Here is a 25,593-nt window from a genome sequence, read left to right on the forward strand (position 1 = left end):
TGCCAGACTCGACGATGGTGGTGCAGACCAGTAGATTGAAGCGGCGATGGTAGAAGTCGCGCATGACCCGCTCCAGCTCCTTCTCGCGCATCTGTCCGTGGGCGACCTCGACCCGCGCCTCGGGCACTAGTGCCTCGAGCTTCTGCGCCATGTTCTCGATGGTCTCGACCTCATTGTGCAGGAAGTAGACCTGGCCGCCACGGTTGATCTCACGCTGGCAGGCCTCGCGGATCAGCGCATCGTTCCAGGTCGAGACGAAGGTCTTGATCGGATGGCGCTCGACCGGCGGGGTGGCGATGATGCTCAGATCGCGCATCCCGGCCATGGCCATGTTGAGCGTGCGCGGGATCGGCGTGGCGGTGAGGGTGAGCACATCGACCTCGGCGCGCAGGTTCTTCAGCTGCTCCTTGTGGCGGACGCCGAACCGATGCTCCTCGTCGATGATCGCCAGGCCAAGATTCTTGAACTTGACCGAGGCCTGCAGCAGCTTGTGGGTGCCGACGACGATATCGACGGTGCCGGCGGCGAGCCCGTCGATCACGCCCTTGACCTCCTTGGCACTCTTGAAGCGCGACAGACTCTCGACCTTGATCGGCCAGTCGGCGAAGCGGTCGGAGAGGTTCTGGAAGTGCTGCTGAGCGAGCAGGGTGGTCGGTACCAGCAGCGCGACCTGCTTGCCGGCATTGACAGCGTTGAAGGCCGCGCGCATCGCCACCTCGGTCTTGCCGAAGCCGACATCACCGCAGACCACCCGGTCCATCGGCTTAGGGTCGGCCATGTCGGTAAGGATGGCCTCGATCGCGCGCTGCTGGTCCGGCGTCTCCTCGAAGGCGAAGGCGGTGGCAAAGGCGTCGTACTCCGGCCCTGGGGTCGGGAAGGAGACGCCTTGGCGCGCGGCGCGGCGGGCGTAGATGTCGAGCAGCTCGGCGGCGACGTCGTGGACCTTCTCGGCGGCCTTGCGCTTGGCCTTCTCCCATTGATCGCTGCCGAGGCGGTGTAATGGCGCATGTTCCGGCTCGGCGCCGGTGTAGCGCGAGATCAGGTGCAGCGAGCTGACCGGCACATAGAGCTTATCGCCCTTGGCGTATTCGAGGGCGAGGAATTCGGCTGTGGTGCCGCCGATGTCGATGGTTTGAAGCCCGAGGAAGCGACCGACGCCATGCTCCTCGTGCACGACCGGCGCGCCTTCGACCAGCTCGGTGAGGTTGCGCACCACCGCCTCGCCGTCGCGCTCGCGGATCTTGCGCCGGCGCTCCTGGCGCACGCGCTCGCCGTAGAGCTGGGTCTCGGTCAGCAGCGCCAGTGCCGGCTGCTCGGGACGTCGATCGCCGGCTTGCTCGGTCATGGCCGGCAGCAGCAGCGGCTCCTCGAGGGGAGCGACGGTGATCGCGAGCGGGTCCGTACCGGTGAGGAAATCGAGCCAGCCGTCCACCGGCTTCGGCTGGATGCCAAAGCCATGCAGGTTGTCGAGCAGCATCTCGCGCCGGCCGGTGCTTTCGGCGACGAAGAGTATCCGGCGCGGTTGGGACAGTTCTTGGCTGTGATCCTGATTCAGAGCGCGTTCCGTGGTCGTCTCTAGGTCGCCGGTCGTCGCGTCGAGAAAGGCCTTCAGCGCTTCGGCCGGATCGGCGGCGCGAGCCTGGATGGCCAGCGCCGGCGGTCGCCCGGTGGCGAAGTTGCAGACCTGGGCAAAGCCCTTGCGTCGCTCGGGCCATTCGGCGCTCTGCCAGCGCACGCCGGGCAGCGCGTTGAGCTGGCCGGCGAGTTCATCCGGGGTGAGATAGAGCCGCTGCGGGGGCAGCAGTGGCCGCTCGATGTCGTGTCGGCGCTGCTCGTAGCGTGTGCCGATGTCCTCGAAGCGCGCCTCGGCGGCCTCGCGTGCGCCTTCCGGCTCGAACAGCAGCGCGCCAATCGGCAGGTAGTCGAACAGGGTCGCGGTCTGGTCGAAGAACAGCGGCAGGTAGTATTCGAGGCCGCCGGGTGCCCGGCCCTCGGAGACCTCGCGGTAGATCAGACTGGCCTTGGGGTCGGCATCGATGCTCGCGCGCCAACGCTGGCGAAAGCCAGCGATCGCCTCCTCGGTGAACGGATACTCGCGCGCCGGCAGCAGGCGCACCTGCTCGAGCTTGGCGATCGAGCGTTGGCTGTCCGGGTCGAAGGTGCGGATCGACTCGACCTCGTCGTCGAACAGATCGATGCGCAGGGGCTCGCGGCTGCCCATCGGGAAGATATCGAGCAGTGCGCCGCGCACCGCGAACTCGCCATGGGTGATGACCTGCGAGACGTACTGATAGCCGGCGCGGGTCAGACGCTCGCGCGTGCGCTCCAGATCCAGCCGATCGCCAGCGGCGAGCACCAGCGATTGACCATCGACATAATCCGGCGGCGGCAGCCGTTGCATCAGGGTGCCGACCGGCACCACCAGCACACCGCGCTTGAGCTGTGGCAGCCGGTGCAGCGTCAGCAACCGCTCGGAGACCAGCTCCGGTAACGGCGAGAACACGTCGTAGGGCAGGGTTTCCCAGTCCGGAAAGCCGAGCACTGGGATGGGCTCTGTTTGGGTTTGGTCGAGGAAGAAGCGCAGTGCTTCGCTCAGGCGCACCGCCGAGGCGAGATCGGGCACGACGCAGAGCAGCGGCGCCTGCGCGCGGCGCGCCGCCTCGGCGATGGCGAGCGCGGGTGCCGCACCGTAGAGCCGCCCCCAGAGCAAACGCTCGCCGGCGCGCTTGGGGAGCGGTGGCGTCAGTACGGAATGGCGTTCGCCGTCAGGCGCGCTGACGGCGGCCGAGTCCAGGGGGCGGGCGGACGCGTCGTTGCGACGGGCGGTTGATTCTTGGGGCACGGCAGGGGTGGCAGCTTGGTTGGCGTGAGGACGGGATGAGGGAGAGGATTTTCGCACAGTGCCTGTCCGCCCGCAGCGCGAAGAACCGTGCGCTGCGGCGAAACAGCCTCGATCCCGTCTCGATGCCCTACAGTCGATCCAACTCAGCGAGCGCGGCTTGGGTCAGGTTCTTGGGCAGTGGCACGTAGCGCAGCGCCTCGGCGTACTGCTGACCGTCGGTCAACATCCAGCGCACCAGATCATGCACCCGTGAGGTCTTGGCCGGGTGGCTGTCTGCCGCGCGCACCAGTGCCCAGGTGTAGGTGACGATGGGGTAGGAACGCGCCCCTTGCGGATCGGGGATGGTCTGGGTCAGGTCGCTCGGTGGGCGATCGGAACCATTGGCGAGGCCGCGACGGCCGGTTTCGACATTGGGCAGCACGAAACCACCGGCTTCGTTTTCGAGCCAGGCGATCGAGAGCCCGAGGCGCTCGGCGAAGCCGGCCTCGACATAGCCGATGGAGCCCTCGGTGATCTTGATACGTTGCGCGACGCCCTCGTTGCCCTTGGCTTCCATCGCCCCACCGGGCCAGTCGATGCGTTTGCCCACGCCAGGGCCTTGCGCCCAGTCGTCGCTGATCGCGGCGAGGTGATTGGTGAAGGCGAAGGTGGTGCCGCTGGAGTCGCGACGGCCGACCACCTGGATCAGCTGAGGTGGGAGCTTGAGGCCCGGATTGGCGGCGGCGATGCGCGGGTCATCCCAGCGGAAGGCGTTGCCGAGGAAGATCTCGGTGTAGACGTCGCGCGGCAGATTCAGCGGGCCGGCAAAGTCGGGCAGGTTGTAGGCGATGGCGATCATGCCGCCGGTGATCGGCAACTGCGCGAATGCACCCTCGACCTGGTCTCGCTCGTGCGGGCGTAACGGGGCATCGGTGGCGCCGATATCGACGCTGCCGGCAAGGAAGCGCTCGATGCCGGCGCCGCTCCCGACCGAGTCGTAGTGCAAGCGCAGGTCTGCATGTTCAGCGCCATAGACCTCGAGCCATTTGTTGAACAGCGGGGCCGCGAATGAAGAGCCGGCGGCCGTGATGGCGTCATCGCGCGCGGGTTGTTTGGGTTCGCCGACCCTGTCGGCTTGTTCGGCTTGGCATCCGCCAAGGATGGAGAGGCAAAGAACGGACACTAACCTAATCTTCGCGAACGGGGCGAATAGACGCATCGTGGTCTCCAGAGTGCAAAAGGATCTCGGTACGCGTCATAGTCTATCGATCGAAAGGTGTCGGTGGATGACGAACCTGTGACCAAATCATGATTGATTGACGATTCGGTGACCGTAACAAGACATTCATCTTCATCAGGCATGATACGAGCCACAGTTCATTACCTGCCTTAGGAGCAATTCATGACGTTTCAGCATGCTCTCAAAACGACCGCGCTCGCCGGTTGTCTTTCGATCGTTGCCTTCTCATCGGCACTGAGCGCCGATACCACCGTCAATGGTTCTGGCGCGAGCTTCCCGTTCCCGCTCTACGCCAAGTGGGCGAAGGACTTCAGCCGACAGAACAAGGATGTGCGCGTGCAGTATCAGGCCGTGGGCAGCGGTGCCGGCATCCGCGCGTTCATCGCCGAGACGGTCGATTTCGCGGCCAGCGATGCGGCCATGAATGATGACGAGATCAGCAAGGTGCCGACCGAGAAGGGCGTGGTGTTGCTGCCGATGACCGCGGGCGAGGTGGTCCTGTCGTACAACCTGCCCGGCAATCCCGAGCTGAAGCTGCCGCGCGACGTGTTGATCGACATCTTCAGCGGCAAGCTCGATTCCTGGCAGGACGAGCGCATCGCCAAGGCCAACCCGGAAATCGATCTGCCAGACGATGAGATCACCGTGGTGCGCCGCTCCGACTCCTCGGGCACGACCTACGTCTTCACCGGCCACTTGGCCGCCGCGAGCGAGACGTTCAAGCAGGAGGTCGGCCACGGCAAGAGCGTGAACTGGCCGAAGTCCTTCGTCGGCGCGCCGAAGAACGATGGCGTCGCGGCGATGATCAAGCAGACCCCGGGGGCGATCGGCTACATCGAGTACGGCTATGCCGAGGCGACGCGTCAGCCGATGGCGACCCTGCAGAACAAGGCGGGCGAGTTCGTCAAGCCAGGCGAAAAGTCCGGCACCGCAGCGCTGGCGAGCGCCGAGTTCCCGAGCACCGATCTGCCAGGTTATGCCGGCACGCCGGATCTGCGCGTGTGGGTCAACGATCCGGCGGGCAAGGAGGCCTACCCGATCGCGACCTTCACCTGGATGCTGTTCTATCAGCATCAAGATGAGGAGAAGGCCAAGCTGCTGCGTGACTTCGTCGAGTATGGCTTGAACCAAGGCCAAAAGGATGCGCCGAAAATGGGCTATATCCCGCTGCCTGACAACGTCAAGGCCAAGGTCGAGCGGGCCCTGAAGCTGGTCGGCGGCGAGCAATAGTCGCGACGGTTCCCCTTCGCTAACGGCGCATAGGCTATGGCTTCCAATCCTTTTGCTCATGTGGTCACCAAGGTGTGCGGACCCCCTTCCGCGGCAGATTATGGCGCTGACAAACTGCTCCGAGCGGTGGTCTGGGGTGCTGCTGCGGTCATTCTCTTATTGGTGACCTATATCGTGTTTGAACTCGGTCGCCAGGCCTTTCCGGCGATGCTTTCCTTTGGCCCCGAGTTCCTCTATAGCACCACCTGGGATGTTCAAGCCAAGCAATTCGGCATCCTGCCCGAGATCTGGGGCACGCTCTATAGCTCACTCCTGGCCTTATTGTTGGGCGGTGTCCTCGGCGTGGCCATCGCCATCTTTCTGACGCAGGACTTTCTCGATCACCGGGTCTCGAACGTCTTTCGCACCATCGTCGAGATGCTGGCGGCGATTCCCTCGGTGGTCTATGGCCTCTGGGGCATCTATGTGCTGATTCCGCTGATCCGCCCGGGGGCCAACTGGCTGCATGATTCGCTCGGCTGGTTTCCGTTCTTCGGCACCTCGCTGAGCGGCCCCGGCATGGCGCCGGCGGCCTTGGTGTTGGCGGTGATGATCCTGCCAACGGTGGCGGCGATCTCGGTCGATGCTTTCAAACGCGTGCCCTACAAGGTCAAGGAAGCGGCCTACGGCATGGGCACCACGCGCTGGGAGGCGATCCTGAAGGTGATGTTGCCGAGCGCCTCGAGCGGCATCCTTGCCGCGCTGGTGCTCGGTTTCGGGCGCGCGCTCGGCGAGACCATGGCGCTGGCGATGCTGATCGGTAACTCCAATCAGATCAGCCTCTCGCTGTTCGCGCCGGCCAATACCTTGGCCTCGCTGCTGGCCTCGAGTTTCCCGGAGGCCGGGCCGATCGAGGTGCAGGCGTTGATGTACGCGGCGCTGGCGCTGCTCGCCATCACCCTGCTGGTGAATGTCTTCGGCCTCTGGATCATGAAGGCCGCCACGCGCAAGTTCGAGGGGAGATAAGCCATGACGGGGACCATCAGTGAAGCGGTCCTGGAGCAGGATCTGGCATCCATGCCACAGCTCCAGGGCTCGATGTTCGAGGGGCGCGGTCTGAGGAGTCGGCTCTACACCGGCATCACCTGGCTGCTCGCGATCCTGGCCTCCTTGCCCTTGTTCTCGGTGCTCTACATGCTGATCGCCAAGGGCGGCGCGCGCATCAACTGGGAGACGCTCACCGCGCTGCCGCCGTCGGCCTTCGAGTTTGGCGGCGGCATCGGCCCGGCCATCGTCGGCACGGCGGTGATGGTCGGCATCGGCGCGGCGATCAGCATCCCGATCGGCATCCTCGCCGCGATCTATCTGGCCGAGATCGATCCGCACACGAAGCTGGCGCAGACGGCCCGCTTCCTGGCCAAGGTGCTGACCGGCTTCCCGTCGATCCTCGCCGGTGTCTTCGTCTATGCCGCCTTGGTGGTGGCGATGAAGAGCTACTCGGCCTGGGCCGGCGGTATCGCGCTGGCGGTGCTGATGCTGCCCACGGTGATCCTCACCGCCGAGGAGGCCCTCAAGCAGGTGCCGCAGAAGATGAAGGATGCCGCCTACGGCATGGGCTGTACCCGCGCCCAGGTGATCGGCAAGGTCACGCTGCCGACCGGCATCCCCGGCGTGATGACCGGGGTGCTGCTCGCCGTCGCTGGGGCGGCGGGCGAGTCGGCGCCGCTGCTGTTCACGGCCCTGTTCAGCACCTACTACATCAACGGCTGGGAAGGCCTGGGCGAGCCGACCTCGTCGCTCTCGATCCTGATCTACAACTTCTCGGGCATGCCCTACGACAACCAGATCGAGCTGGCGTGGACCGCCTCGCTGGTGCTCGTCCTGATAATTCTGGTATTCAACATCCTGGCCCGCGTGCTCGGTCGCCAGAAGTACTGATTCCGCTCACACGAGGTCATTCAGAGATGAACGCGACTGCAGACGCAGTGACCAGTCCGGCCGCGACCTGGTCGATCGATCCGCAAGACACCGTGATGGACTGTCGCTTGGAGAAGATCTTCTATGGTGATTTCCTCGCGGTGCGCAACAGCATCGTGCCGATCGAGAAGAACAAGATCACCGGCTTCATCGGCCCGTCGGGCTGCGGCAAGAGCACCGTGCTGCGCAGCCTCAACCGGATGAACGATCTGATCCCGGTGTTCCGCTTCGAGGGCAGCGTGACCTATCACGGCCAGGACATCTACGATAAGTCCATCGACCCGGTGCTGGTGCGCCGCTACATCGGCATGGTGTTCCAGCAGCCAAACCCGTTCTCGATGAGCATCTACGACAACGTCGCCTTCGGCCTGCGCCTGAATCGCTACAAGGGAGATCTCGACGAGCGCGTCGAGAAGGCCCTGCGCAGCGCCGCGCTCTGGACCGAGGTCAAGGACAAGCTCAAGAACAGCGGTCTGTCGCTCTCCGGCGGTCAGCAACAGCGCCTGTGCATCGCCCGCGCGGTGGCGACCGAGCCCGATGTCTTGCTGATGGATGAGCCCTGCTCGGCGCTGGACCCGATCGCGACGCGCCAGGTCGAGGAACTGATGCTGGAGCTGAAAGAACACTACTCGGTGGCGCTGGTCACCCATAACATGCAGCAGGCCACCCGCGTGGCCGATACCACGGCCTTCTTCTCGGTGGATATCTCACAGGGCAGTCGCACCGGCTATCTGGTCGAGATGGGCGAGACGCGCCAGGTATTCGAAGACCCGCAGGCCGATCTGACCAAGGAATACGTCTCCGGCGAGTTCAGCTGACTTGATGCCGCAGGCGAGACGACTCAATCTGGCCGCTATCGAGACCTCGCTGCGTGCGGTACAGGCAGATTTCGCGCGCATCAACGCGACCCTGGACAGCCCGCGCGACCCGCTCGGCGATGACGTCCTGCAGCGCATGCTGCTTGGCTACCAGCAGGTCGATCACTATCTGGCCGATGGCGTCGATCTCTTCGCGCTGGGCAACTCGCCGCTGCTGCTCGAGTTGAACGCGCGGGTGCTCTGTGGCCTCGATGCGGCCGTGCGCGCCGAATGCGCCTCGCAGATCGAGGCCACCAAACAACGCTTCTATGCCAAGGGCGAGGGCGGTATCGAGTCCTTGGTCGAGCGGGTGCAGGCGCTCAATGGGGTCTCGGCGTGGCGGCGGGCGGCGAGCGCCTACATCCATCTGCTGAGCCAGCCGCAGCTCTTCATCGAGGGCAACCATCGCACCGGCTCGCTGGTGATGAGCTGGATCCTGGCGCGGGCGGGAAAGCCGCCTTTCGTGCTCTCGGTCGAGCATGCCAAGGCCTATTTCGATCCGTCGGCCGTGATCAAGAGTGCGCGCAAACAGACGCTGCGGATGTTGCTGGAACGGCCTAAACTGGTGAGCCGTTTTGCCGAACTACTCAAGGACGACGCGGAGACGATCCATCTCGATGGCCCCTCGAATTGATGACAGCGACCAGCGCGGCACTCACAGCCCGATCATGAGCGTGCTTCCCGAGCCCTCCTCGCGGGGCTCCGTCTTACCCTTCCCGGTGCACCCGCTGCGCGAGGAGGTGACCGCCGAGCTGCACGCGCGCGCCTTCGACCCGATGCAGGCACCGATTCGCGTGGCGCATCTGGCCTATCTCTGCGGCGAGCGCGGCAGCGGTCGTCAGAAGCAGTATCTGGCGCGATTGCTTTCGCACTTCGGCGTGCAACTACCGCCCGATGTGGGTTTGCAGTTCGCGACCGATCTCGGCAGCGGTCTTTGGCTGCGCTGGGAGCGCCATACCGAGTTCGTCACCTATACCCTGAGCCGCTATGGGGCTTTCAAGGACCCCTTCGGCGCGGATCTGCTCGGCGCGTTGCCGCAGGTCTGGCTGCGCAACCTCCCGGGGCAGGTGGTCACCGCGGTGCAACTGGCGCTGGAGTCGAGCGAGATGCCGGAGCGCAGCATCGATGAACTGGTCGCGCTGTTCGGCGGTCACCCGGTAATCGGGGCCAAGGTCTCCGGCGGCGGCGGGTTCATCTGGTCGGACCTGCGCATCCATGCCGATGGCTTTGGCCATATCCTGCTGCGCGATGTCGGTCTCTCGGATGGTCAGGCGGGGCGTTTGATCAAGCGTGTGCTCGAGATCAATGCCTATCGCGCCATGGCGCTGCTCGGGCTGCCAGCGGCGCGCGAGGCGACATCGCTGCTCAGCGAGGCCGAGCAACGCCTGGCCGGGGTGGCTGCGCGCATGGTGGATGGTCAGACCAATGACGCGAGTGTTGCCGACGTCGAGCCGAGGACGATCCAGGGACTTCCGCCGGAACGTCAACTGCTCTCCGAACTCACCGCGCTCGCCGCCGAGATCGAATCGATCGCGGCCGAGACCGCCACTCGATTCGATGCCTCCCAAGCCTATTATCAGGTGGTTCGGCAACGGCTCGAGCAAATGCGCGAGGAGCGCATCGAGGGTGTGCAGACCCTCAGCGAGTTCCTTGATGCGCGCTTGGCGCCTGCTATAGCCACCTGTACCGCGACCGCCCAGCGTCAGCAGCACCTGGCCGAGCGCGCGGCGCGCTTAACCGCGCTCCTGCGCGCGCGCGTTGAGGTCGAGCTGCAAGAGCAGAATCGCGGTCTGTTGGATTCGATGGATCGACGCGCGAAGATTCAGCTGCGCTTGCAAGAGACGGTCGAAGGCCTGTCGGTGGTGGCCATCGGCTACTACGGGGTGGGGCTGATCGGCTATCTGCTGAAGGGATTCGAGGCCGGCGGGTGGTCGTTGAACGCGACCTTGGGCATTGGCATCGCGGTGCCGATCGTCGTTGGTGGGGCCTGGTTGGGACTTCGGCACACCAAGCGGCGGTTGCGTCGGGATGCCGAGCGCGGACAGGACGCTTCTGATGACGCGTAGCATTCCTCGTCATGCAAGGCCGGGAATTGCCAGATGCTCGGTCAGCTACGCGGGCTGTAGTGACGCTTGAGCCAGGCGGTAAGACCGTCGAGGCCGGGGAAGAAGACGCGCTCTGTAATATTGGATTGGTCGAGCTTGTCTCTGATCTCCCACTTGAGTTCAGCGGGGATGATGATCCGGCGCCAGATCCTGGGGTAGTCCGCAAGCCAGCGGTCCATCGATAGGGTCGGGTCTGAACTCAGCGAGAAGAAGGCAAACTGATTGACGATCCGATCGTCGATCGACGGGGGCTCGAAGAAGAGGGTGAAGGGCGTGTCGGAGAGCCGGTCGAACGCCGCTAGCGAGCCGACGGCCTCGCTGAGCATCTCGACCGTAAACACATTGGCGCCTTCGAGATCGAGCTGGGTGCGCAACAAATCCGGGGCCATGCGATGGGTGTCGATATAGTTGACGCCCCAAATGGCGCCATCGCGGTCGATCTTGTCGATATGGGCAGTCGCGAAGTGCAGCGCCGCGAACGGTGAATAGGTCCAGTCCATCAAGCGCGTCGGCAGCCCGTAGTGCTGGGCGACCGAGAGCCAGTGCCAGACCGAATCGCGCTCGACCACGCGCCGATGGGCATACTTGCGGAAATTACGCAGCAGGTGGCGCTCGAGCTGCGCGTAGTTACCGCCGAGCCGCATCAAAGTCGTCTCCAGCGGGTACTCGGCATCGGAGAGTCCGCGATAGGCGTAGCGTGAGCGGTAACGACCGATCTCGGGCACCCAGGATTCGGCGAACAGGAGTTCTTGGATCTCGCTCCAGGAGCCGACCCTGACCGCATCATGGCAGTTCGGCCTGAAGGCCGCCTGCTGGGATGCGGATGGAGGCGGGCACGGCTCGGGATCACTCATGCTTGGAGCGTGACCGGCATGGGCTTGACCTGCCAGATGCGCTCAGCGTAATCGTTGATCGAGCGGTCGGACGAGAACTTGCCCATGCGGGTGGTGTTGAGGATCGACATCCGATCCCAGTGATGCGGGTCTTTGTAGGCGTGGTCGACCTCCCGCTGGCGCTCGCGATAGTCGTCGAAATCGGCGAGCACCATGAACGGGTCGTGATGGATCAGATTCTCGGTCAGCGGGCGGAATAGCTCGGTATCGCCGTGCGAGAAGAGCCCCGAGCTGATCAGGTCGATCGCCGCGCGCAGCTGCTCGTCGTGCTGATAGAACTCCCAAGGCTGATAGCCGGTGATCTGTCGATGTTGGACCTCGGCCGCAGTCATTCCAAAGAGGAAGAAGTTTTCGTGGCCGACTTCATCGCGTATCTCGATGTTGGCGCCGTCCAGGGTGCCCATGGTAAGTGCGCCATTCATCGAGAATTTCATGTTGCCAGTGCCGGAGGCCTCCTTGCCCGCGAGCGAGATCTGCTCGGAGAGATCGGCGGCTGGGTACAGTCGTTGCCCGTTCTTGACATTGAAATCCGGCATGAATAGCACGCGCAGATAGCCGTTGACTTGAGGATCGGTATTGATGACCTCGCCGATGGCATTGATCAATTTGATGATCAGCTTGGCCATGAAGTAGCCGGGCGCGGCCTTGCCACCGAAGATGAAGGTGCGTGGGGTCAGGTCGATGTTTGGATTCTGCTTGATCTGCTCATAGAGCCAGACGATGTGCAACAGGTTCAGGTGCTGGCGTTTGTACTCATGGATGCGCTTGGCCTGGACGTCGAACAGGGTCTCGGGATCGGGCGCGAAGCCGGTGCGCTCGCCGAGCCAGTTCGAAAGCTTGCGTTTGGCATTGGTCTTGATCGCGCGCCAACGCTGTTGCAGGGCGTGATCTTCGGCATGAGGCTCGAGCTGGCTTAGACAGTGGAGATCGCGCACCCACTGGTCAGTGGCGCAGGTTTCGGTGATCAGTGCCGCCAGCTCCGGATTGCTGGCAACGATGAAGCGGCGTGGGGTCACACCGTTGGTGACGTTGTGAAAACGCTCCGGCCAGAGGTCATTGAAGTCCTTCATCACCGTGGTTTTGAGCAGCTCGGAGTGCAGCTCGGCGACACCGTTGATGGCCTTGCTGCCAACGGCCGCGAGGTGCGCCATGCGGACCTTGCGGCCACCGGCCTCGTCGATCAGTGATAGGCGTGCGACACGCGCTTCGTCATTCAGGAAATGCACCCGCACCTCGTCGAGGAAGCGGCGGTTGATCTCGTAGACGATCTCGAGATGGCGCGGAAGCAGGCGCTCGAAGAGCTCGACCGGCCAGGTTTCAAGGGCTTCGGGAAGCAGGGTGTGGTTGGTGAAGTGACAGCTCTCGCGGGTGATCGCCCAGGCCTGATCCCACTGCATCCGATGCTCGTCCATGAGCAGCCGCATCAGCTCGGCGATGGCCAGCGACGGATGGGTGTCGTTGAGCTGGATCGCATATTTGTGGTGGAAGCGCTCGAGCGTGCCGGCGTTGGCCAGTTCCAGCCGGATCATGTCCTGCAGCGAGCAGGAGACGAAGAAGAACTGCTGCTTGAGGCGCAGCTCCTTGCCCGCCTCGGGCTCATCGTTCGGGTAGAGCACCTTGGAGATGGTCTCGGCCTCGATCTTGGCATGCACGGCGCCGTAGTAATCGCCGACGTTGAAGGCGCCGAAGTTGAACGATTCCGGCGCCTCCGAGCGCCACAGCCGCAGCAGATTCACGTTATCGACGCCATAGCCCATAATCGGGGTGTCATAGGCCACGCCATTGACCACCAACTCGGGACGCCAGCGCTGGCGCACCACGCCATGCTCATCGGTGTACTGCTCGCTGTGGCCGCCGAAGCCGACCGGGAACACCAGCTTGGGGCGCAGGATCTCCCAGGGATTGCCGTTGCGCAGCCAGGTATCGCCCTTCTCGACCTGCCAGCCATCGATGATGACCTGGTCGAAGATGCCGAACTCATAGCGAATCCCATAGCCGATGGCCGGGATCTGGGTGGTGGCCAGCGAGTCCATGTAGCAGGCCGCGAGCCGACCGAGACCGCCATTGCCCAGGCCCGGTTCTTCCTCGGTCTCGAGGATGCGCTCGAAATCCATGCCAAGCATTTCGCCGGCTTCACGCGCCACCTCGGTGATGCCGAGGTTGATCATGTTATTCATCAACTGCGGCCCGAGCAGGAACTCGGCCGAGAGATAGCAGACGGTGCGCGCGCTGCTCTCCTTGTACAGGCGCGAGGAGCGGATCCAGCGCTCGAGCAGGCGGTCGCGCACCGTGTAGGCCGCCGCCTGATAGAGGTCGTCGTCGGTGGCGACCTCGAGGAAGCGGCCGCGCAGATAGAACAGGTTATCGAGGAAGGCGCGATTGAGCGCATCCTTCGATAGGCTGGTGCGAGTGTGTTCATCATCCAACGGCTTAGCAGGCGTATTCATACGCGACTCCTGTGCAAAAGCGAAAGCGTCAAAACGGCCAGACCCAATCGTCGGCCTCGGGCAGGTCGGTGCCGACCTCATGGGCATAGTGGCGGCATGCGATCTGCATGTCCTTGAGCCGCTCCATCACATGGGCGCCGGCGACCTGCAGGCGCGGCACGCGCTTGATCACATCCATCGCCAGCGTGAAGCGGTCGATCTCGTTCTCGATCGCCAGCTCCAGTGGCGTGTTGATGTTGCCGCGCTCTTTATAGCCGCGTACGTGCAGGTTGTGGTGATTGGTGCGCCGATAGGCGAGCCGATGGATCAGCCAGGGATAGCCGTGGAAGTTGAAGATGATCGGTCGATCCTTGGTGAACAGGCTATCGAAGTCGGCATCGCTGAGTCCATGCGGATGCTCGTTCGGGGTGGTGATCCGAAACAGATCGACGACATTGATGAAGCGGAGCTTGACCTCGGCGAAGTGCTCGCGCAGCAGCGCGGTGGCGGCGAGCGCCTCCTTGGTCGGGATGTCGCCGCAGCCGACCAGCACCGCGTCTGGCTCCTCGCCCTGATCGTTGCTGGCCCAGTCCCAGATGCCCAGGCCCTTGGTGCAATGCGTGATGGCCGCATCCATGTCCAAGTACTGCAGATGATTCTGCTTGTCGGCGACGATGACATTGATGTCGTCGCGGCTCTGCAGGCAGTGATCGACGGTCGAGAGCAGGGTGTTGACATCCGGCGGTAGATAGATGCGCGTGACCTCGGGGTTCTTGTTGACGACCACGTCGAGGAAGCCGGGATCCTGATGGGTGAAGCCGTTGTGGTCCTGGCGCCAGACGGTGGAGGTGATCAGCAGGTTGAGCGAGGAGATGCGCGCGCGCCAGGGGATGTCCTCGCAGATTGCGAGCCACTTGGCATGCTGGTTGTACATGCTGTCGATCACATGCACGAAGGCCTCGTAGGTGGCGAAGAAGCCGTGGCGGCCGGTGAGCAGATAGCCCTCGTACCAGCCCTCGAGCGTGTGCTCGGAGAGCATCTCCAAGACCCGGCCATCGGGTGAGAGTTCGCCGCCATCTGCGTCTTCGTCCTTGTAGTCGCAGAGCCAGAGCTTCTTCGAGACCTCGTAGATGGCATCGAGCTTGTTGGAGCTGTTCTCATCCGGGCCGAAGACGCGGAAGTTGTCCATGTTCTTCGCCATCACATCGCGCAGCAGCGCGCCGATCGGCTTGGTATTCATGTGTCGGCTGGTGCCGGGTTGGTCGACCGCGATCGCATAGTCGCGAAAATCCGGCCGGCGCAGCGCGCGGCGCAGCAGCCCGCCGTTCGCATGTGGGTTCGCGCTCATGCGCAGGGTGCCGGTCGGGGCGAGTGCCTTGAGTTCGGGCATCAACCGGCCGCTTTCGTCGAACAGCTCCTCGGGCTTGTAGCTGCGCATCCAGGCCTCGAGCTGCTGCAGATGCGCGGCATTGTCGTGCAGGCCCGAGAGTGGCACCTGATGCGCGCGCCAGAACCCTTCGACCTTGCGGCCATCGACCGCTTCAGGGCCGGTCCAGCCCTTGGGCGTGCGCAGCACGATCATCGGCCAGTGGCCGCGGGTCGCCTGGCCCGAGCGTCGCGCCTCCTCTTGCAGCGCCTTGATCTCGGCGTAGCAGGTATCGAGCGTCTCGGCCATCAGCCGGTGCATGGTCATCGGCTCATCGCCCTCGACGAAGTGCGGTGTCCAGCCGTAGCCGCGCATCAGGCTCGCGAGCTCTTCGTTCGGGATGCGCGCGAGCAGGGTCGGGTTGTTGATCTTGTAGCCGTTGAGATGCAGGATCGGCAGCACCGCGCCATCGCGGATCGGGTTCAGGTACTTGGCCGAGTGCCAGGAGGTCGCCAGCGGGCCGGTCTCGGCCTCGCCGTCGCCGACCGCGACCGTCACCAGCAGGTCCGGGTTGTCGAAGGCGGCGCCGAAGGCGTGCGAGATCGAGTAGCCCAGCTCGCCGCCCTCGTGGATCGAGCCCGGGGTCTCGGGGGTGCAATGGCTGCCGATGCCGCCGGGGAACGAGAACTGTTTGAAGAACGCCCGCAGCCCGGCCTCGTCCTCGCTCTTGTTCGGGTAGATCTCGGAGTAGGTGCCTTCGAGATAGACCGGGGCCAGCACACCAGGGGCGCCGTGGCCGGGGCCGGCGAGGAAGATCGCCTCCTGCCGGTGGGCGTTGATCAGCCGATTCATGTGCACATACATGAAGGCCAGGCCGGGACTCGCGCCCCAGTGGCCGAGCAATCGTTTCTTCAGATGCGCTTCCTGCAGCGGCTCGCGCAGCAGGGGGTTGTCGCGCAGGTAGATCATGCCGACTGCCAGATAGCAGCAGGCGCGCCAGTAGGCGTCTATCTTCTCAAGCAGCGGCTGATCGACGGCAGTGGTGATCATCACGGGATGGGCGGTCATGGGTCTCTCTCCTAAGCGCAAGTGCTCGGTCGATGAGGGTAGACGGGTTCGGTGAACCCTTGATGACACCAGCAGGGCCGCAAACACCGTGCCGTCATCCTGTTGTCATCGCCTGCTGTCAATCTTTGCGGTTGAATGTCGTATCACCGGTTGGGATGACCCCACCAGTGGTATCAACCATGATCCGATCCAGGAGTCAACAGTGAACGAATCCAGCGCAAATTTCGAGGGCATGGACTGGCTCAAGGCCGAACTCGAGGCCGAGCTTGACGAGGACTACGAGCTTGAACTCTCGGAACCTGCGTTATCGCTCGAACTGCGGCGTCTCTATAAGAAGCGGCACCCGGAGACGCTCGATCGGGCCACGTACTTCAAGGCCCTGCTCAAGCTACAGGCCGAGTTGATCAAGCTGCAAGATTGGGTCCAGCATAGCGGCGAGAAGATTGCGGTCCTCTTCGAGGGCCGCGATGCGGCGGGCAAGGGCGGCGTGATCAAGCGCATCACCCAGCGCCTGAATCCGCGCGTGTGCCGCGTCGTCGCGCTGACCAAGCCCAGCGAGCGCGAGCGCACCCAGTGGTATTTCCAACGCTATGTGCCACACCTGCCCTCGGGCGGGGAGATCGTGCTCTTCGACCGCTCCTGGTACAACCGCTCCGGGGTCGAGCGGGTGATGGGCTTCGCCACGCCCGAGCAGGTCGAGCAGTTCTTCCAGGACGTGCCCGAGTTCGAGCGCATGCTGGTGCGCTCCGGCATCCGGCTGATCAAATACTGGTTCTCGATCACCGATGAGGAGCAGCAACTGCGCTTCCTGATGCGTATCCACGATCCGCTCAAGCAGTGGAAGCTGAGCCCGATGGACCTGCAATCGCGGGTGCGCTGGGAGGACTACACCAAGGCCAAGGAGGAGACCTTCGCCCGCACCCATATCCCCGAGTCGCCCTGGTTCATCGTCGAGGCCAACGACAAGAAGCGCGCGCGACTGAACTGTATCCACCACCTGCTGGACCAAATTCCCTACAGCGAGGTGCCGCATGAATCGATCAGTCTGCCGGATCGGGTGTTCAGTCCCGACTACGATCGGGCCGTGTTGCCGAACGAACTCTATGTGCCGGCGCGCTATTGAGGCTTCACGCTATTGAGACGCAGGGGTGAGGGCTTCGTCGGCGCCGATCCGATGCGGATCCTTGGGAACCCGGCCGAGATCCCAGCCTGGGATCGCTTGCCGCCAGAAGTCGTCGACATCGCTCGGCGTCGCGTCGAGCGGGGTCTGCCCGAGTAAGCACCAGGCGCGTTCGAGCGCGGGCAGCGGGTTGCGAGGATCCACCGGGGCGGCGGCCAGGCTCTTGGAGAGCTTGCGCCCGTCCTCGCCGAGCACCAGCGGCAGATGGGCATAGGCGGGCTGAGGCAGACCAAGACAGCGCTGCAGATAGACCTGACGCGGCGTCGAGGCCAGGAGATCAGCGCCGCGCACGACTTGATGGATGCCTTGCTCGGCATCGTCGACGACCACCGCCAGTTGATAGGCGAAAAAGCCATCGGCCCGGCGCAGCACCACATCGCCAACGTCTTGTGCCAGATGCTGAAGGATGTGGCCCTGGATCGCATCCGAGACACCCTGCGCCACATCATCGATCCGCAAGCGTTCGCTGCGCGCCGAGCGGTTTGGGGGCAGTCCAGCGCGGCAGGTGCCGGGGTAGATCGGTCCTTCCGGCCCGGGGGTGCCGCGCGCGGCGATCTCGCGCCGGGTGCAGGCGCAGGGATAGCTCAGCCCGGCCTGGCGCAGCTGCTCGAGCGCGTGCTGATAAAGCGCCTGGCGCTGGCTCTGGTAAACAACGGTCTCGTCCCAGTACAACCCGAACGCCTCGAGTGTGCTGAGGATGGCGTGGTCGGCGCCCGCGACGGCGCGGTTGCTGTCGAGATCCTCGATGCGTACCAGCCACCGGCCTTGATGTGCGCGCGCATCGGCAAAGCTGCCGATGGCCGCGAGCAGCGAACCGAAGTGCAGCGGGCCCGTCGGCGAGGGCGCGAAACGGCCACGGTAAGATGACGACGATGCCGCGCCCATCAGGGATCGGACTTGGGCCGCGACGCCTGAGCGTCATGCCCCGCGCATGATTGCTCAGCCGCGCTGCTTCTCGCGGATCTCGTCGAGCGTCTTGCAGTCGATGCAGAGCGTGGCCGTGGGTCGCGCCTCGAGTCGCCGCACGCCGATCTCGACCCCGCAGGCCTCGCAGTAGCCATAGTCGTGATCATCGATGCGCTCGAGCGCCTCGTCGATCTTGCGAATCAGCTTGCGCTCGCGATCGCGCGTGCGCAGCTCCAGGCTGAACTCGGACTCCTGCGTCGCCCGGTCGTTGGGATCGGGGAAATTCGTGGCCTCGTCCTGCATGTGATGGACCGTGCGGTCGACCTCTTCCATGAGCTGGCGCTTCCACTCCAGCAGCAGCCCGCGGAAGTGCTCTTCCTGGTCCGCATTCATATACTCCTCATCCTGTGCGACGGCATAGGGCTCAAAACCGAGCGCCCGCGCGCCTTTCTTGTCTGTCTCGGCCATGATGTGCTCCCGGAGACGGTGCGATGTTGAGACCGCCCCTCTAAGGTGACTTTGGCGCGGTCCTGTTAAGCCTGCGCCGAGCGGCAGCCACCGACCGCCCGACATTGAAGCCGCTCCTTCTAGCAGATCGCTTCGGCCGCGACAAGCACTGAGCGCGCCAGCTAGACCTGTCGGCTGTGCTAATCTTGCGCGCCGATCATGTTCACCACCGCTAAAGGAAACCCCGATGCAGACGGGTCTTCAAGCCCTGATCTTTGACGTTGACGGCACCCTGGCCGATACCGAGCGCGATGGTCATCGCCCCGCCTTCAATGCCGCGTTCGCCGAGGCCGGTCTCGACTGGCACTGGTCGGTGGAGCTGTATGGCGAGCTGCTCGCGGTCACCGGTGGCAAGGAGCGCATGCGCCATTATCTGGCCCAGTATCGGCCCGAGTTCGAGGTCGATCGGCAGGCCTATGCGGATGTGGATGCACTGATCGCGCACTTGCATCGGCGCAAGACCGAGCACTATGTGGCGCTGCTGGGCAAAGGCGGGATTCCGCTGCGCTCAGGCGTGTTGCGCCTGCTGCGCGAGGCGCATGCGGCCGGCGTGCGGCTGGCGATCGCCACCACCACCACGCCGGAGAACGTCACCGCACTGCTCGAGTCCGGGCCGGAGCCAGGGCTGGTGGACTGGTTCGAGGTCATCGCCGCAGGTGATGTGGTGCGCGAGAAGAAACCGGCCCCGGACATCTTCGAGCTGGCGCTGGCGCAGTTGAATCTGCCGGCCTCGGCCTGTGTTGCGATCGAGGATTCCGAGAACGGCGTGCGCTCCGCGCTCGGTGCCGGGCTCGAGGCGCTGCTGGTCACCACCAGTTGCTACACGGAAACCCAAGACTTCAGCGGCGCGACCCTGGTGGTGGATCAGCTCGGCGAGCCCGGTGATCCGGCGCGTGCCGCGCGCGGCGACCTCGGGGGGGCGGAGTATGTCGATCTCGGGGTGCTGCGCCGGTTGCACGCACAGGTCTTCGGCTGAGCGTGGAGACAGACCGCGATTGCAGCCATCCATCGCGATGGCGGTCATCCATCAGGTCGAGTACGGAGATGGATCACAGGATGAGCGGGATCTGTGCCAACTCGGTCAGCACCCGATCGGGGTCGACGCCGTCGAGCGCGCGATCCTGCTCGCGCAAGCGCAGTGAGCGCGCATCGCCGGCGAACAGCGCGGTGCGCATGCCGAGCCGGCTGGCCGGCCAGATGTCGTTGCGCCGGTCGTTGCCGACATAGAGCACCTGATCGGGGCGCAGGCCGTGCTCCCGCGCGAGGCCATTGAGGGCGACCTCATAGGGGGCCGTCGAGGGCTTGGCCTCGCCCAGCGCATAGGACCAGACGCTCAAGGCGGGCTCGAGCCCTAAGTCGGCCGGCGCTTGCCCGAGCAAGGCCTCCAAGATCAGCGGGGTATAGAACTGGGCGTTGGAGACGATGCCCATCACCAACCCGCGCTGGCGCAGGGTCGCGAGAAGATCGGCAAGCCCGGGCATGGTCCAGACAGGGTTGCTCCGGCATTCGTACTCGACCGCGATCCGTTGCAGCTGCTGCGGTGTCGGTTGCAAGCCAACGTCGGCGAGCAGTGTTTCCCAGATTCCGAGGATGTCGACCTCGGGGTAACGGACGCCATTCGTCCGCGCCCGGGCATGCTGGGCTTGGATCGCCTCATCGAGGTATGCGCCGAGGTCGATGCCGAAGTCGAGTTGGTGCTGCGCCCCGTGCGTCCCGGTCACTGAATGTGCTTCGGTCACTGCGTTCGGATCGAGTTTGGCCGCGTCGAGGATCTCACCGAGCCGGAGCGCTCGCGCCCGATCCCCGCCGAGCCCGATGTCACCGCTGGCCGAGATCAGCAAGGTGCCATAGATATCGAACAGCACGGCGCGCGTGCCCGCAAGCGGATCCAACTGGGGCTTGATCGCCGTTGGCATGGGCTGCAGCGGTGTGCAGAGGGCGCGAATGCGGGTCAACAGTTTGGGGTCAGTCATGCGGATACCTCGGAGTGATGGTGATGATCCCAGCCTCTTCAGGTGCGCAACAGATAGAGCCGTTCGGGCGCCTGGAAACGAGTGATCAGCGCCTGACCATCGGCCCGATCGCGCACGGGCGCGCTTGGCGCGGCGAGCAGGGCGCGGTAGATCACCTCCAGTCGGCGCCGATAGCCGTCGAGCAGGTACTCACGTTCGACGACCGCGCGATTGTACGCGATCCGATCCGCATCCGCCGCGAGTGGCGGAGTGGTCGCGTCGAGCGCGGAGCGGGCAGTCGGATCAGCGCGCAGATGCCGCAGCACCTCGGCTTGGGCGACCTCATCGAGCCGGCCGACGTCGATCCGTGCCTGGTCGTCGACGGCTGCCGCCCAGGCGCGGGCCAGGTCATCGCCATCGCGCACGCGACCATAGGCGCGGGCGGTGGCGGCGAGCGCGGTGTCCATGCGCTGGCGCAGCGCGCTAGCGTCCAGCCACGCCAGCGGCACCGGTAGGCGCTGATAGAGTCCGCCAAGGTCGATGCCTTCGGCGCTGAAATCGGCGGTGATCTCCGGCAGATCGCGACCGGCGAGGGGGCGGCCGATCAGCCAGGGCTCGAGGAACGCGAGGCCGAAGCCCTCGCCGACGCTGGTGCTGATCAGCGCATGGCTGGAGGCGAGCAGGGCGGCGAAGTCGTCGCCACGGGCGCCGAGTTCGAAATCGACGGGCAGCGCCAGTTCCTGCGCCAACGCGACCCAGCGCGCATAGCGCGGCTGCTCGAGGGGATTGTGCGGCGCTTGGGTGGTCGCGAAGCGCTCCTCGGGGCCGGCCAGCGCGGCCCAGAACAGCAGCTCGCCGAGATTCTTGCGGCGGATGGCGCGGGTTGGATAGAGCCAGCGGCGGTGATCGAGCCTGGTAATAGCGCGGCCACGCCTGGCGCTGGTCTCGCTGCCGGCTTCGGGGGCTGCTTCGGCGGCGAACGAGACCGCGTTCGGCAGTCGGTGACGTTGTGCGTCGGGCACGCCGGCGGCGGCCAGGAAACGATCATCGCGCGCGTTCAGCGTTGCATAGTGGATCTGTGGCGCGAGCGGGTAGAGCCGGGCCGCGAGTGCTGCACCATCTTGGGCGCCCAGGGTCTCGAGCATGCGCCGGTAGAGGGCAGGGCGGCCATCCTCGGCGAAATCGTGCGGCTGCAGTAGCAGCGCCTGACCGGCCTCGGCGAGCCCGAGAAGCGCGTCGGGCAGCGCCAGATGCTTGCCCAGGCAATGATTGTGGACATGCCAGAGGTCCGGCGCGCCGCCGAGCGCACGTTGCGCGGCCTGCTCCATGGCGCGCTGTAACGCGCGCGGCCCCATGGGCTCGCGCTGCTCCTCGTAGCCAAGCGCGGGGATGACCTCGATGCGGGCGGCGAGGAGCGCGCCTGCTCGTTGCGGCGGTTCACCGCTGAGCACCGCGACCTGGTGGCCGGCGGTCGCCAAGGCCGCGCAGGCGTGCTGGATGACGCGAGTGACGCCGCCGGTTCGCAGATGAAAATGGACGATCGCGATGCGCATGCTGTGGGATCATAGCCCGAATCGCCGGTCGGGTTGAGCAGGGCGCGATGACCGTTTCAACGACCGCGATCATCGACGCGGGCCGATCGCGTTATGCTCAGCCATCGGGCCATCGGGCACAGGTTATGCACAAGCAGATGATATGAAGCAACCGGAAAAGATCGGCTTTGTCTCGACCCGCTTCGCCGGCACTGACGGCGTCTCGTTGGAAGCGGCGAAATGGGCCGAGGTGCTCTGGCAGAGCGGGCATGTGAGCGCCTGGTACGCCGGGGTGCTGGATCGCGATCCGGCGATGAGCCTCTGCATCCCGGAGGCCTTCTTCGATCATGCCGAAAACCAATGGATCACCGCCCAGCTCTGGGGGCGGACCCGCCGCAGCCCCGAGGTCAGCCGCCGCATCCATGCGCTGGCGGCCTATCTGAAATCGACGCTCTATGAATTCCGCGCGCGCTTCGATCTCGATGTGCTGATCATCGAGAACGCGCTCACCATCCCGATGCACATCCCGCTCGGGGTCGCGATCACTGAGTTCTTGCTCGAGACCGGCATGCCGGCGATCGCCCATCACCACGATTTCATGTGGGAGCGCCAGCGCTTCCAGATCTCGGCGGTCGATGACTATCTGGAGATGGCCTTCCCGCCGCGCGTGCCGCAGCTCCAGCATGTGGTGATCAATCAGGCCGCGCGCGAGGAGATCGCCTGGCGCAAGGGCCTGCCGAGCATCCTGGTGCCCAATGTCTTCGACTTCGAGCATCCGCCCGGTCCGCCGGACGCCTATTCGGCCGATGTGCGCGAGGCGCTCGGGCTGCTGGCGGAGGATCGCCTGATCCTGCAGCCGACCCGCATCGTGCCGCGCAAGGGCATCGAGAACGCGATCCATCTGATCCGCCGGCTCAAGCTCGCGCGCGCGCATCTGGTGATCTCGCATCAGAGCGGTGACGAAGGCTTTGAGTACGAGCGCCAGATCCAGCAGCTCGCCCAGGATGAAGGCGTCTCGCTGAAGCTGTTCGGCGAGCGCATGGCCGATCGGCGCCAGCTCGATCAGAACGGACAGAAGGTCTATGTGCTCAGCGATCTCTATCCGCACGCTGATTTGGTGACCTTCCCGAGTCTCTACGAGGGTTTCGGCAATGCGCTGCTGGAGGCGATCTACTTCCGGCTGCCAATCGTGATCGGGCGCTACAGCGTCTATCAGCGCGATATCGAGCCCAAGGGCTTCCGGCTGCCGGTCATCGATGGGGTCATCGATCAGTCCACCGTCGAGCAGACGCGGCTGATCCTGGCCGATGCCGAGCATCGTGGTGCGCTGGTCGAGCACAATTATCAGGTGGCCAGGCGCTTCTACAGCTATCGCGTGCTGCGCGACAGCCTGAGCGGCATGATCAACAACCTGCGCAATAGGACGGGGTGAGCCATGTTCGTGGTCGATCGGCGCCTCTATGAGCGCATCCAAGAACGCCTGCGGCGCCTCTATGGCGCGCCAGCGCTACCGCGCTTGATGGATCGGCTGCAGCTGATCATCGGCCGCTACGGTGTCGGTGCCGAGTGTCCACCGGAGGCGGCCGGTTGCGCGCCCTGGGATCAGACCGACGCGGTGCTGATCACCTATGGCGACATGGTCTGCGCCCAGCATGAGGCGCCGTTGGCAACGCTGCGCCGATTCCTCGAGCAGCGGGTCGGCACGGCGATCTCGACGCTGCATCTGTTACCCTGCTTTCCGTATAGCTCCGATGATGGCTTTGCGGTGATCGACTATCGGCGGGTCGACCCCGCCCTGGGGGATTGGCCGCAGGTCGATGCCTTGGCCGAGGACTATCGGCTGATGCTGGATCTGGTGATCAACCATGTCTCGAGCCAGAGCCGATGGTTTCGCGCCTACACCAATGGCATGGCGCCGGAGCGCCATTATTTCCTCGAGGTCGATCCCAAGGCCGATCTCTCGCGCGTGGTGCGCCCGCGCACATCAAAGCTGCTGCGCTCGGTGCAGACGCCCGCCGGCGAGCGCCATGTCTGGGCGACCTTCGGTCAGGATCAGATCGATGTCGATTTCAGCAATCCGGATGTGCTGTTCGAGTATCTCGATATCCTGCTGTTCTATGTCCACCACGGTGCCCAGATCATCCGCCTGGATGCGATCGCCTATCTCTGGAAGCAGCTCGGCAGCCCCTGTATCCACCTGCCGCAGACCCATGAAGTGGTCAAGCTGCTGCGGGATCTGCTCAATCTGGTGGCGCCAACCGTGCTGCTGATGACCGAGACCAATGTCCCGCATGCCGAGAACATCAGCTATTTCGGCCAGGGTGACGAGGCGCACTTGGTCTATCAATTCAGCCTGCCGCCGCTGCTCTTGCATGCGATGCACAGCGGCAATGGGCGCTATCTGAGCGAGTGGGCCGCGCAACTGGCGCCGCCGCCCGCCGGCTGCACCTACCTCAACTTCACCGCCTCGCATGATGGGATTGGGGTGCGCCCGCTCGAGGGGTTGCTGCCGCAAGCCCAGCTCGACGGGTTGGTCGCGGCGATGGAGGAACGTGGCGGGTTGATCTCGCGGCGCAGTCATCCGGATGGCTCGGCCACGCCCTATGAACTCAATATCACCTACTTCGATGCGGTTGGCGTGCCAGGGGATCAGGCGACTTCGATCCTGCGTTTTCTCTGCGCCCAGACCATCGCCCTGAGTCTGCAGGGCATTCCGGGGATCTATTTCAACAGCCTGCTCGGGGCCTCGAACAACCTGCGCGGCGCCGAGCAAAGTGGCCGTGCGCGGAGCATCAACCGACAGAAATGGGCGCTGCCTGAACTCGAGGCGATGTTGGGCGCGTCATCGACGCATCAGGCGCGGCAACTGTTGCCGGAATATCTGCGGCGGCTTAGGATTCGCCAGGCGCAGCCCGCGTTTCATCCAGAGGGGGCACAGCGCGTGCTGGAGCTGCCGGCGGGGCTGTTTGGCGTCTGCCGGTTCGCGCCCGATGGTCGCCAAACCCTGTGGATGGTGGCCAATCTGACCGGCGCGCCGATCCAGCTCGGTTTCGGGCGCCTGGCGCGGCGTGCGCGCGAGCGGCGCTGGGCCGAGCTGATCGGGGGTTGGCGCCAGAGCGGCGATCAGCTGCCGAGCCGCTTCGAACTCGAGCCCTATCAGGTCGCCTGGCTGGTTGACCAGGCTTGAACAGGCTCCCGAACGTTTTATGCTCTTGCCATCGCTATCGCTTGCCATGAACGTGCCATCGCTTGTGCAATCACGCCGCGCATTCTGTCGCCTGGGCCGCTTGCCGCTGGTGCTGTTAGCGCTGGCAGCCTTGGGGCTGGTGCTGGTTGGCTGCGCAGGCACGGGTGGCGACACTGACGATCTCATACATGTGAGCTGCTTGCAGGTGCCTCAGCCTGGTCGTTGCAGCAAACCGCGAGCGGCCTTCTATTACGACTATCAAACGGACAGCTGCAAAGCCTTCGCGCGTGGTGTCTGCGATCCGAGCTGGCCCTTCCGTTCGATGCGCGACTGCGTCAAGGCCTGCGGCGGAAAGCCCGTGCCTTAA

Annotated in this window: 20 protein-coding genes; 11 read left to right on the forward strand and 9 right to left on the reverse strand. The window is 64.6% G+C overall.

The annotated features are described in order from the left end of the window. Window positions 1–2,794 (reverse strand): transcription-repair coupling factor (locus CCR82_RS16495; protein ID WP_201246954.1); only part of this gene is annotated, 2,794 nt, incomplete at its 3' end. A 175-nt stretch (window positions 2,795–2,969) separates the two neighbouring features. Then, complete coding sequence (pstS, locus tag CCR82_RS16500) at window positions 2,970–4,040, reverse strand: phosphate ABC transporter substrate-binding protein PstS (RefSeq protein WP_201246910.1); 1,071 nt, start codon at window positions 4,038–4,040, stop codon at window positions 2,970–2,972. 183 nt (window positions 4,041–4,223) lie between these two features. Between pstS (CCR82_RS16500) and pstS (CCR82_RS16505) the strand changes: the two genes are divergently transcribed. The 6 genes from pstS (CCR82_RS16505) to CCR82_RS16530 are packed head-to-tail and all read left to right on the forward strand — an operon-like array spanning window position 4,224 to window position 10,170. Continuing rightward, window positions 4,224–5,291 (forward strand): phosphate ABC transporter substrate-binding protein PstS, encoded by a 1,068-nt coding sequence (pstS, locus tag CCR82_RS16505; RefSeq protein ID WP_201246911.1) that lies wholly within the window; start codon window positions 4,224–4,226, stop codon window positions 5,289–5,291. A gap of 36 nt (window positions 5,292–5,327) precedes the next feature. Then, window positions 5,328–6,296, forward strand: coding sequence for a phosphate ABC transporter permease subunit PstC (pstC, locus tag CCR82_RS16510; protein ID WP_201246912.1), 969 nt, complete (start codon window positions 5,328–5,330; stop codon window positions 6,294–6,296). Between the two features lie 3 nt (window positions 6,297–6,299). Further along, on the forward strand, window positions 6,300–7,208 hold the full coding sequence (gene pstA, locus CCR82_RS16515; RefSeq protein WP_201246913.1) for a phosphate ABC transporter permease PstA: 909 nt from the start codon (window positions 6,300–6,302) through the stop codon (window positions 7,206–7,208). 26 nt (window positions 7,209–7,234) lie between these two features. Further along, window positions 7,235–8,065 (forward strand): phosphate ABC transporter ATP-binding protein PstB, encoded by an 831-nt coding sequence (pstB, locus tag CCR82_RS16520; RefSeq protein ID WP_201246914.1) that lies wholly within the window; start codon window positions 7,235–7,237, stop codon window positions 8,063–8,065. Window positions 8,066–8,069: 4 nt separating this feature from the next. Then, entirely contained in the window at window positions 8,070–8,738 is a 669-nt protein-coding gene (locus tag CCR82_RS16525) for a hypothetical protein (RefSeq protein WP_201246915.1), read from the forward strand. A 34-nt stretch (window positions 8,739–8,772) separates the two neighbouring features. Then, complete coding sequence (locus CCR82_RS16530; RefSeq protein WP_201246955.1) at window positions 8,773–10,170, forward strand: DUF3422 family protein; 1,398 nt, start codon at window positions 8,773–8,775, stop codon at window positions 10,168–10,170. Window positions 10,171–10,211: 41 nt separating this feature from the next. Here the strand turns inward: CCR82_RS16530 and CCR82_RS16535 are convergent, their stop codons facing one another. The 3 genes from CCR82_RS16535 to CCR82_RS16545 are packed head-to-tail and all read right to left on the reverse strand — an operon-like array spanning window position 10,212 to window position 15,962. Continuing rightward, window positions 10,212–11,063 (reverse strand): FRG domain-containing protein, encoded by an 852-nt coding sequence (locus CCR82_RS16535; RefSeq protein ID WP_201246916.1) that lies wholly within the window; start codon window positions 11,061–11,063, stop codon window positions 10,212–10,214. Then, a complete protein-coding gene (locus tag CCR82_RS16540) occupies window positions 11,060–13,549 on the reverse strand; it encodes a glycogen/starch/alpha-glucan phosphorylase (RefSeq protein ID WP_201246917.1) in 2,490 nt (829 codons plus the stop codon). Before CCR82_RS16540 ends, CCR82_RS16535 begins: the two co-directional genes overlap by 4 nt. A gap of 28 nt (window positions 13,550–13,577) precedes the next feature. Then, the gene (locus CCR82_RS16545; RefSeq protein ID WP_201246918.1) at window positions 13,578–15,962 is read right to left on the reverse strand and encodes a phosphoketolase family protein; all 2,385 of its coding nucleotides are present in this window, start codon (window positions 15,960–15,962) and stop codon (window positions 13,578–13,580) included. 232 nt (window positions 15,963–16,194) lie between these two features. On the opposite strand from CCR82_RS16545, the gene ppk2 reads away from it, so the two are divergent. Beyond that, window positions 16,195–17,085, forward strand: a complete 891-nt coding sequence (gene ppk2, locus CCR82_RS16550; RefSeq protein ID WP_201246956.1) for a polyphosphate kinase 2 — start codon at window positions 16,195–16,197, stop codon at window positions 17,083–17,085. Between the two features lie 9 nt (window positions 17,086–17,094). On the opposite strand, the gene gluQRS is transcribed toward ppk2, so the two are convergent. Together gluQRS and dksA are read right to left on the reverse strand one after the other, a co-directional pair. Beyond that, on the reverse strand, window positions 17,095–18,027 hold the full coding sequence (gene gluQRS, locus CCR82_RS16555; protein WP_201246919.1) for a tRNA glutamyl-Q(34) synthetase GluQRS: 933 nt from the start codon (window positions 18,025–18,027) through the stop codon (window positions 17,095–17,097). A 54-nt stretch (window positions 18,028–18,081) separates the two neighbouring features. Beyond that, entirely contained in the window at window positions 18,082–18,516 is a 435-nt protein-coding gene (gene dksA / locus CCR82_RS16560; protein WP_201246920.1) for an RNA polymerase-binding protein DksA, read from the reverse strand. A gap of 226 nt (window positions 18,517–18,742) precedes the next feature. Here dksA and CCR82_RS16565 point away from each other — a divergent pair, with 226 nt between their 5' ends. Then, on the forward strand, window positions 18,743–19,531 hold the full coding sequence (locus CCR82_RS16565; protein ID WP_201246921.1) for an HAD family hydrolase: 789 nt from the start codon (window positions 18,743–18,745) through the stop codon (window positions 19,529–19,531). Window positions 19,532–19,604: 73 nt separating this feature from the next. On the opposite strand, the gene CCR82_RS16570 is transcribed toward CCR82_RS16565, so the two are convergent. Together CCR82_RS16570 and CCR82_RS16575 are read right to left on the reverse strand one after the other, a co-directional pair. Continuing rightward, the gene (locus tag CCR82_RS16570; RefSeq protein WP_201246922.1) at window positions 19,605–20,528 is read right to left on the reverse strand and encodes an HAD family hydrolase; all 924 of its coding nucleotides are present in this window, start codon (window positions 20,526–20,528) and stop codon (window positions 19,605–19,607) included. A 38-nt stretch (window positions 20,529–20,566) separates the two neighbouring features. Then, window positions 20,567–22,060, reverse strand: a complete 1,494-nt coding sequence (locus CCR82_RS16575; protein WP_201246923.1) for a glycosyltransferase — start codon at window positions 22,058–22,060, stop codon at window positions 20,567–20,569. Window positions 22,061–22,202: 142 nt separating this feature from the next. Here CCR82_RS16575 and CCR82_RS16580 point away from each other — a divergent pair, with 142 nt between their 5' ends. From CCR82_RS16580 to CCR82_RS19435, 3 genes are read left to right on the forward strand one after another with little or no spacing between them, the layout of a single operon-like run. Next, on the forward strand, window positions 22,203–23,471 hold the full coding sequence (locus CCR82_RS16580) for a glycosyltransferase family 4 protein (protein ID WP_201246924.1): 1,269 nt from the start codon (window positions 22,203–22,205) through the stop codon (window positions 23,469–23,471). A 3-nt stretch (window positions 23,472–23,474) separates the two neighbouring features. Continuing rightward, window positions 23,475–25,226 carry a sugar phosphorylase gene (locus CCR82_RS16585; protein WP_201246925.1) on the forward strand — a complete coding sequence of 584 codons (1,752 nt, stop codon included), beginning with the start codon at window positions 23,475–23,477 and terminating at the stop codon, window positions 25,224–25,226. A gap of 46 nt (window positions 25,227–25,272) precedes the next feature. After that, on the forward strand, window positions 25,273–25,593 hold the full coding sequence (locus CCR82_RS19435) for a BPTI/Kunitz-type proteinase inhibitor domain-containing protein (RefSeq protein WP_420827343.1): 321 nt from the start codon (window positions 25,273–25,275) through the stop codon (window positions 25,591–25,593).

Source organism: Halochromatium salexigens, assembly GCF_016653295.1.
In the GTDB taxonomy this organism is placed as follows: Bacteria; Pseudomonadota; Gammaproteobacteria; order Chromatiales; family Chromatiaceae; genus Lamprobacter; species Lamprobacter salexigens.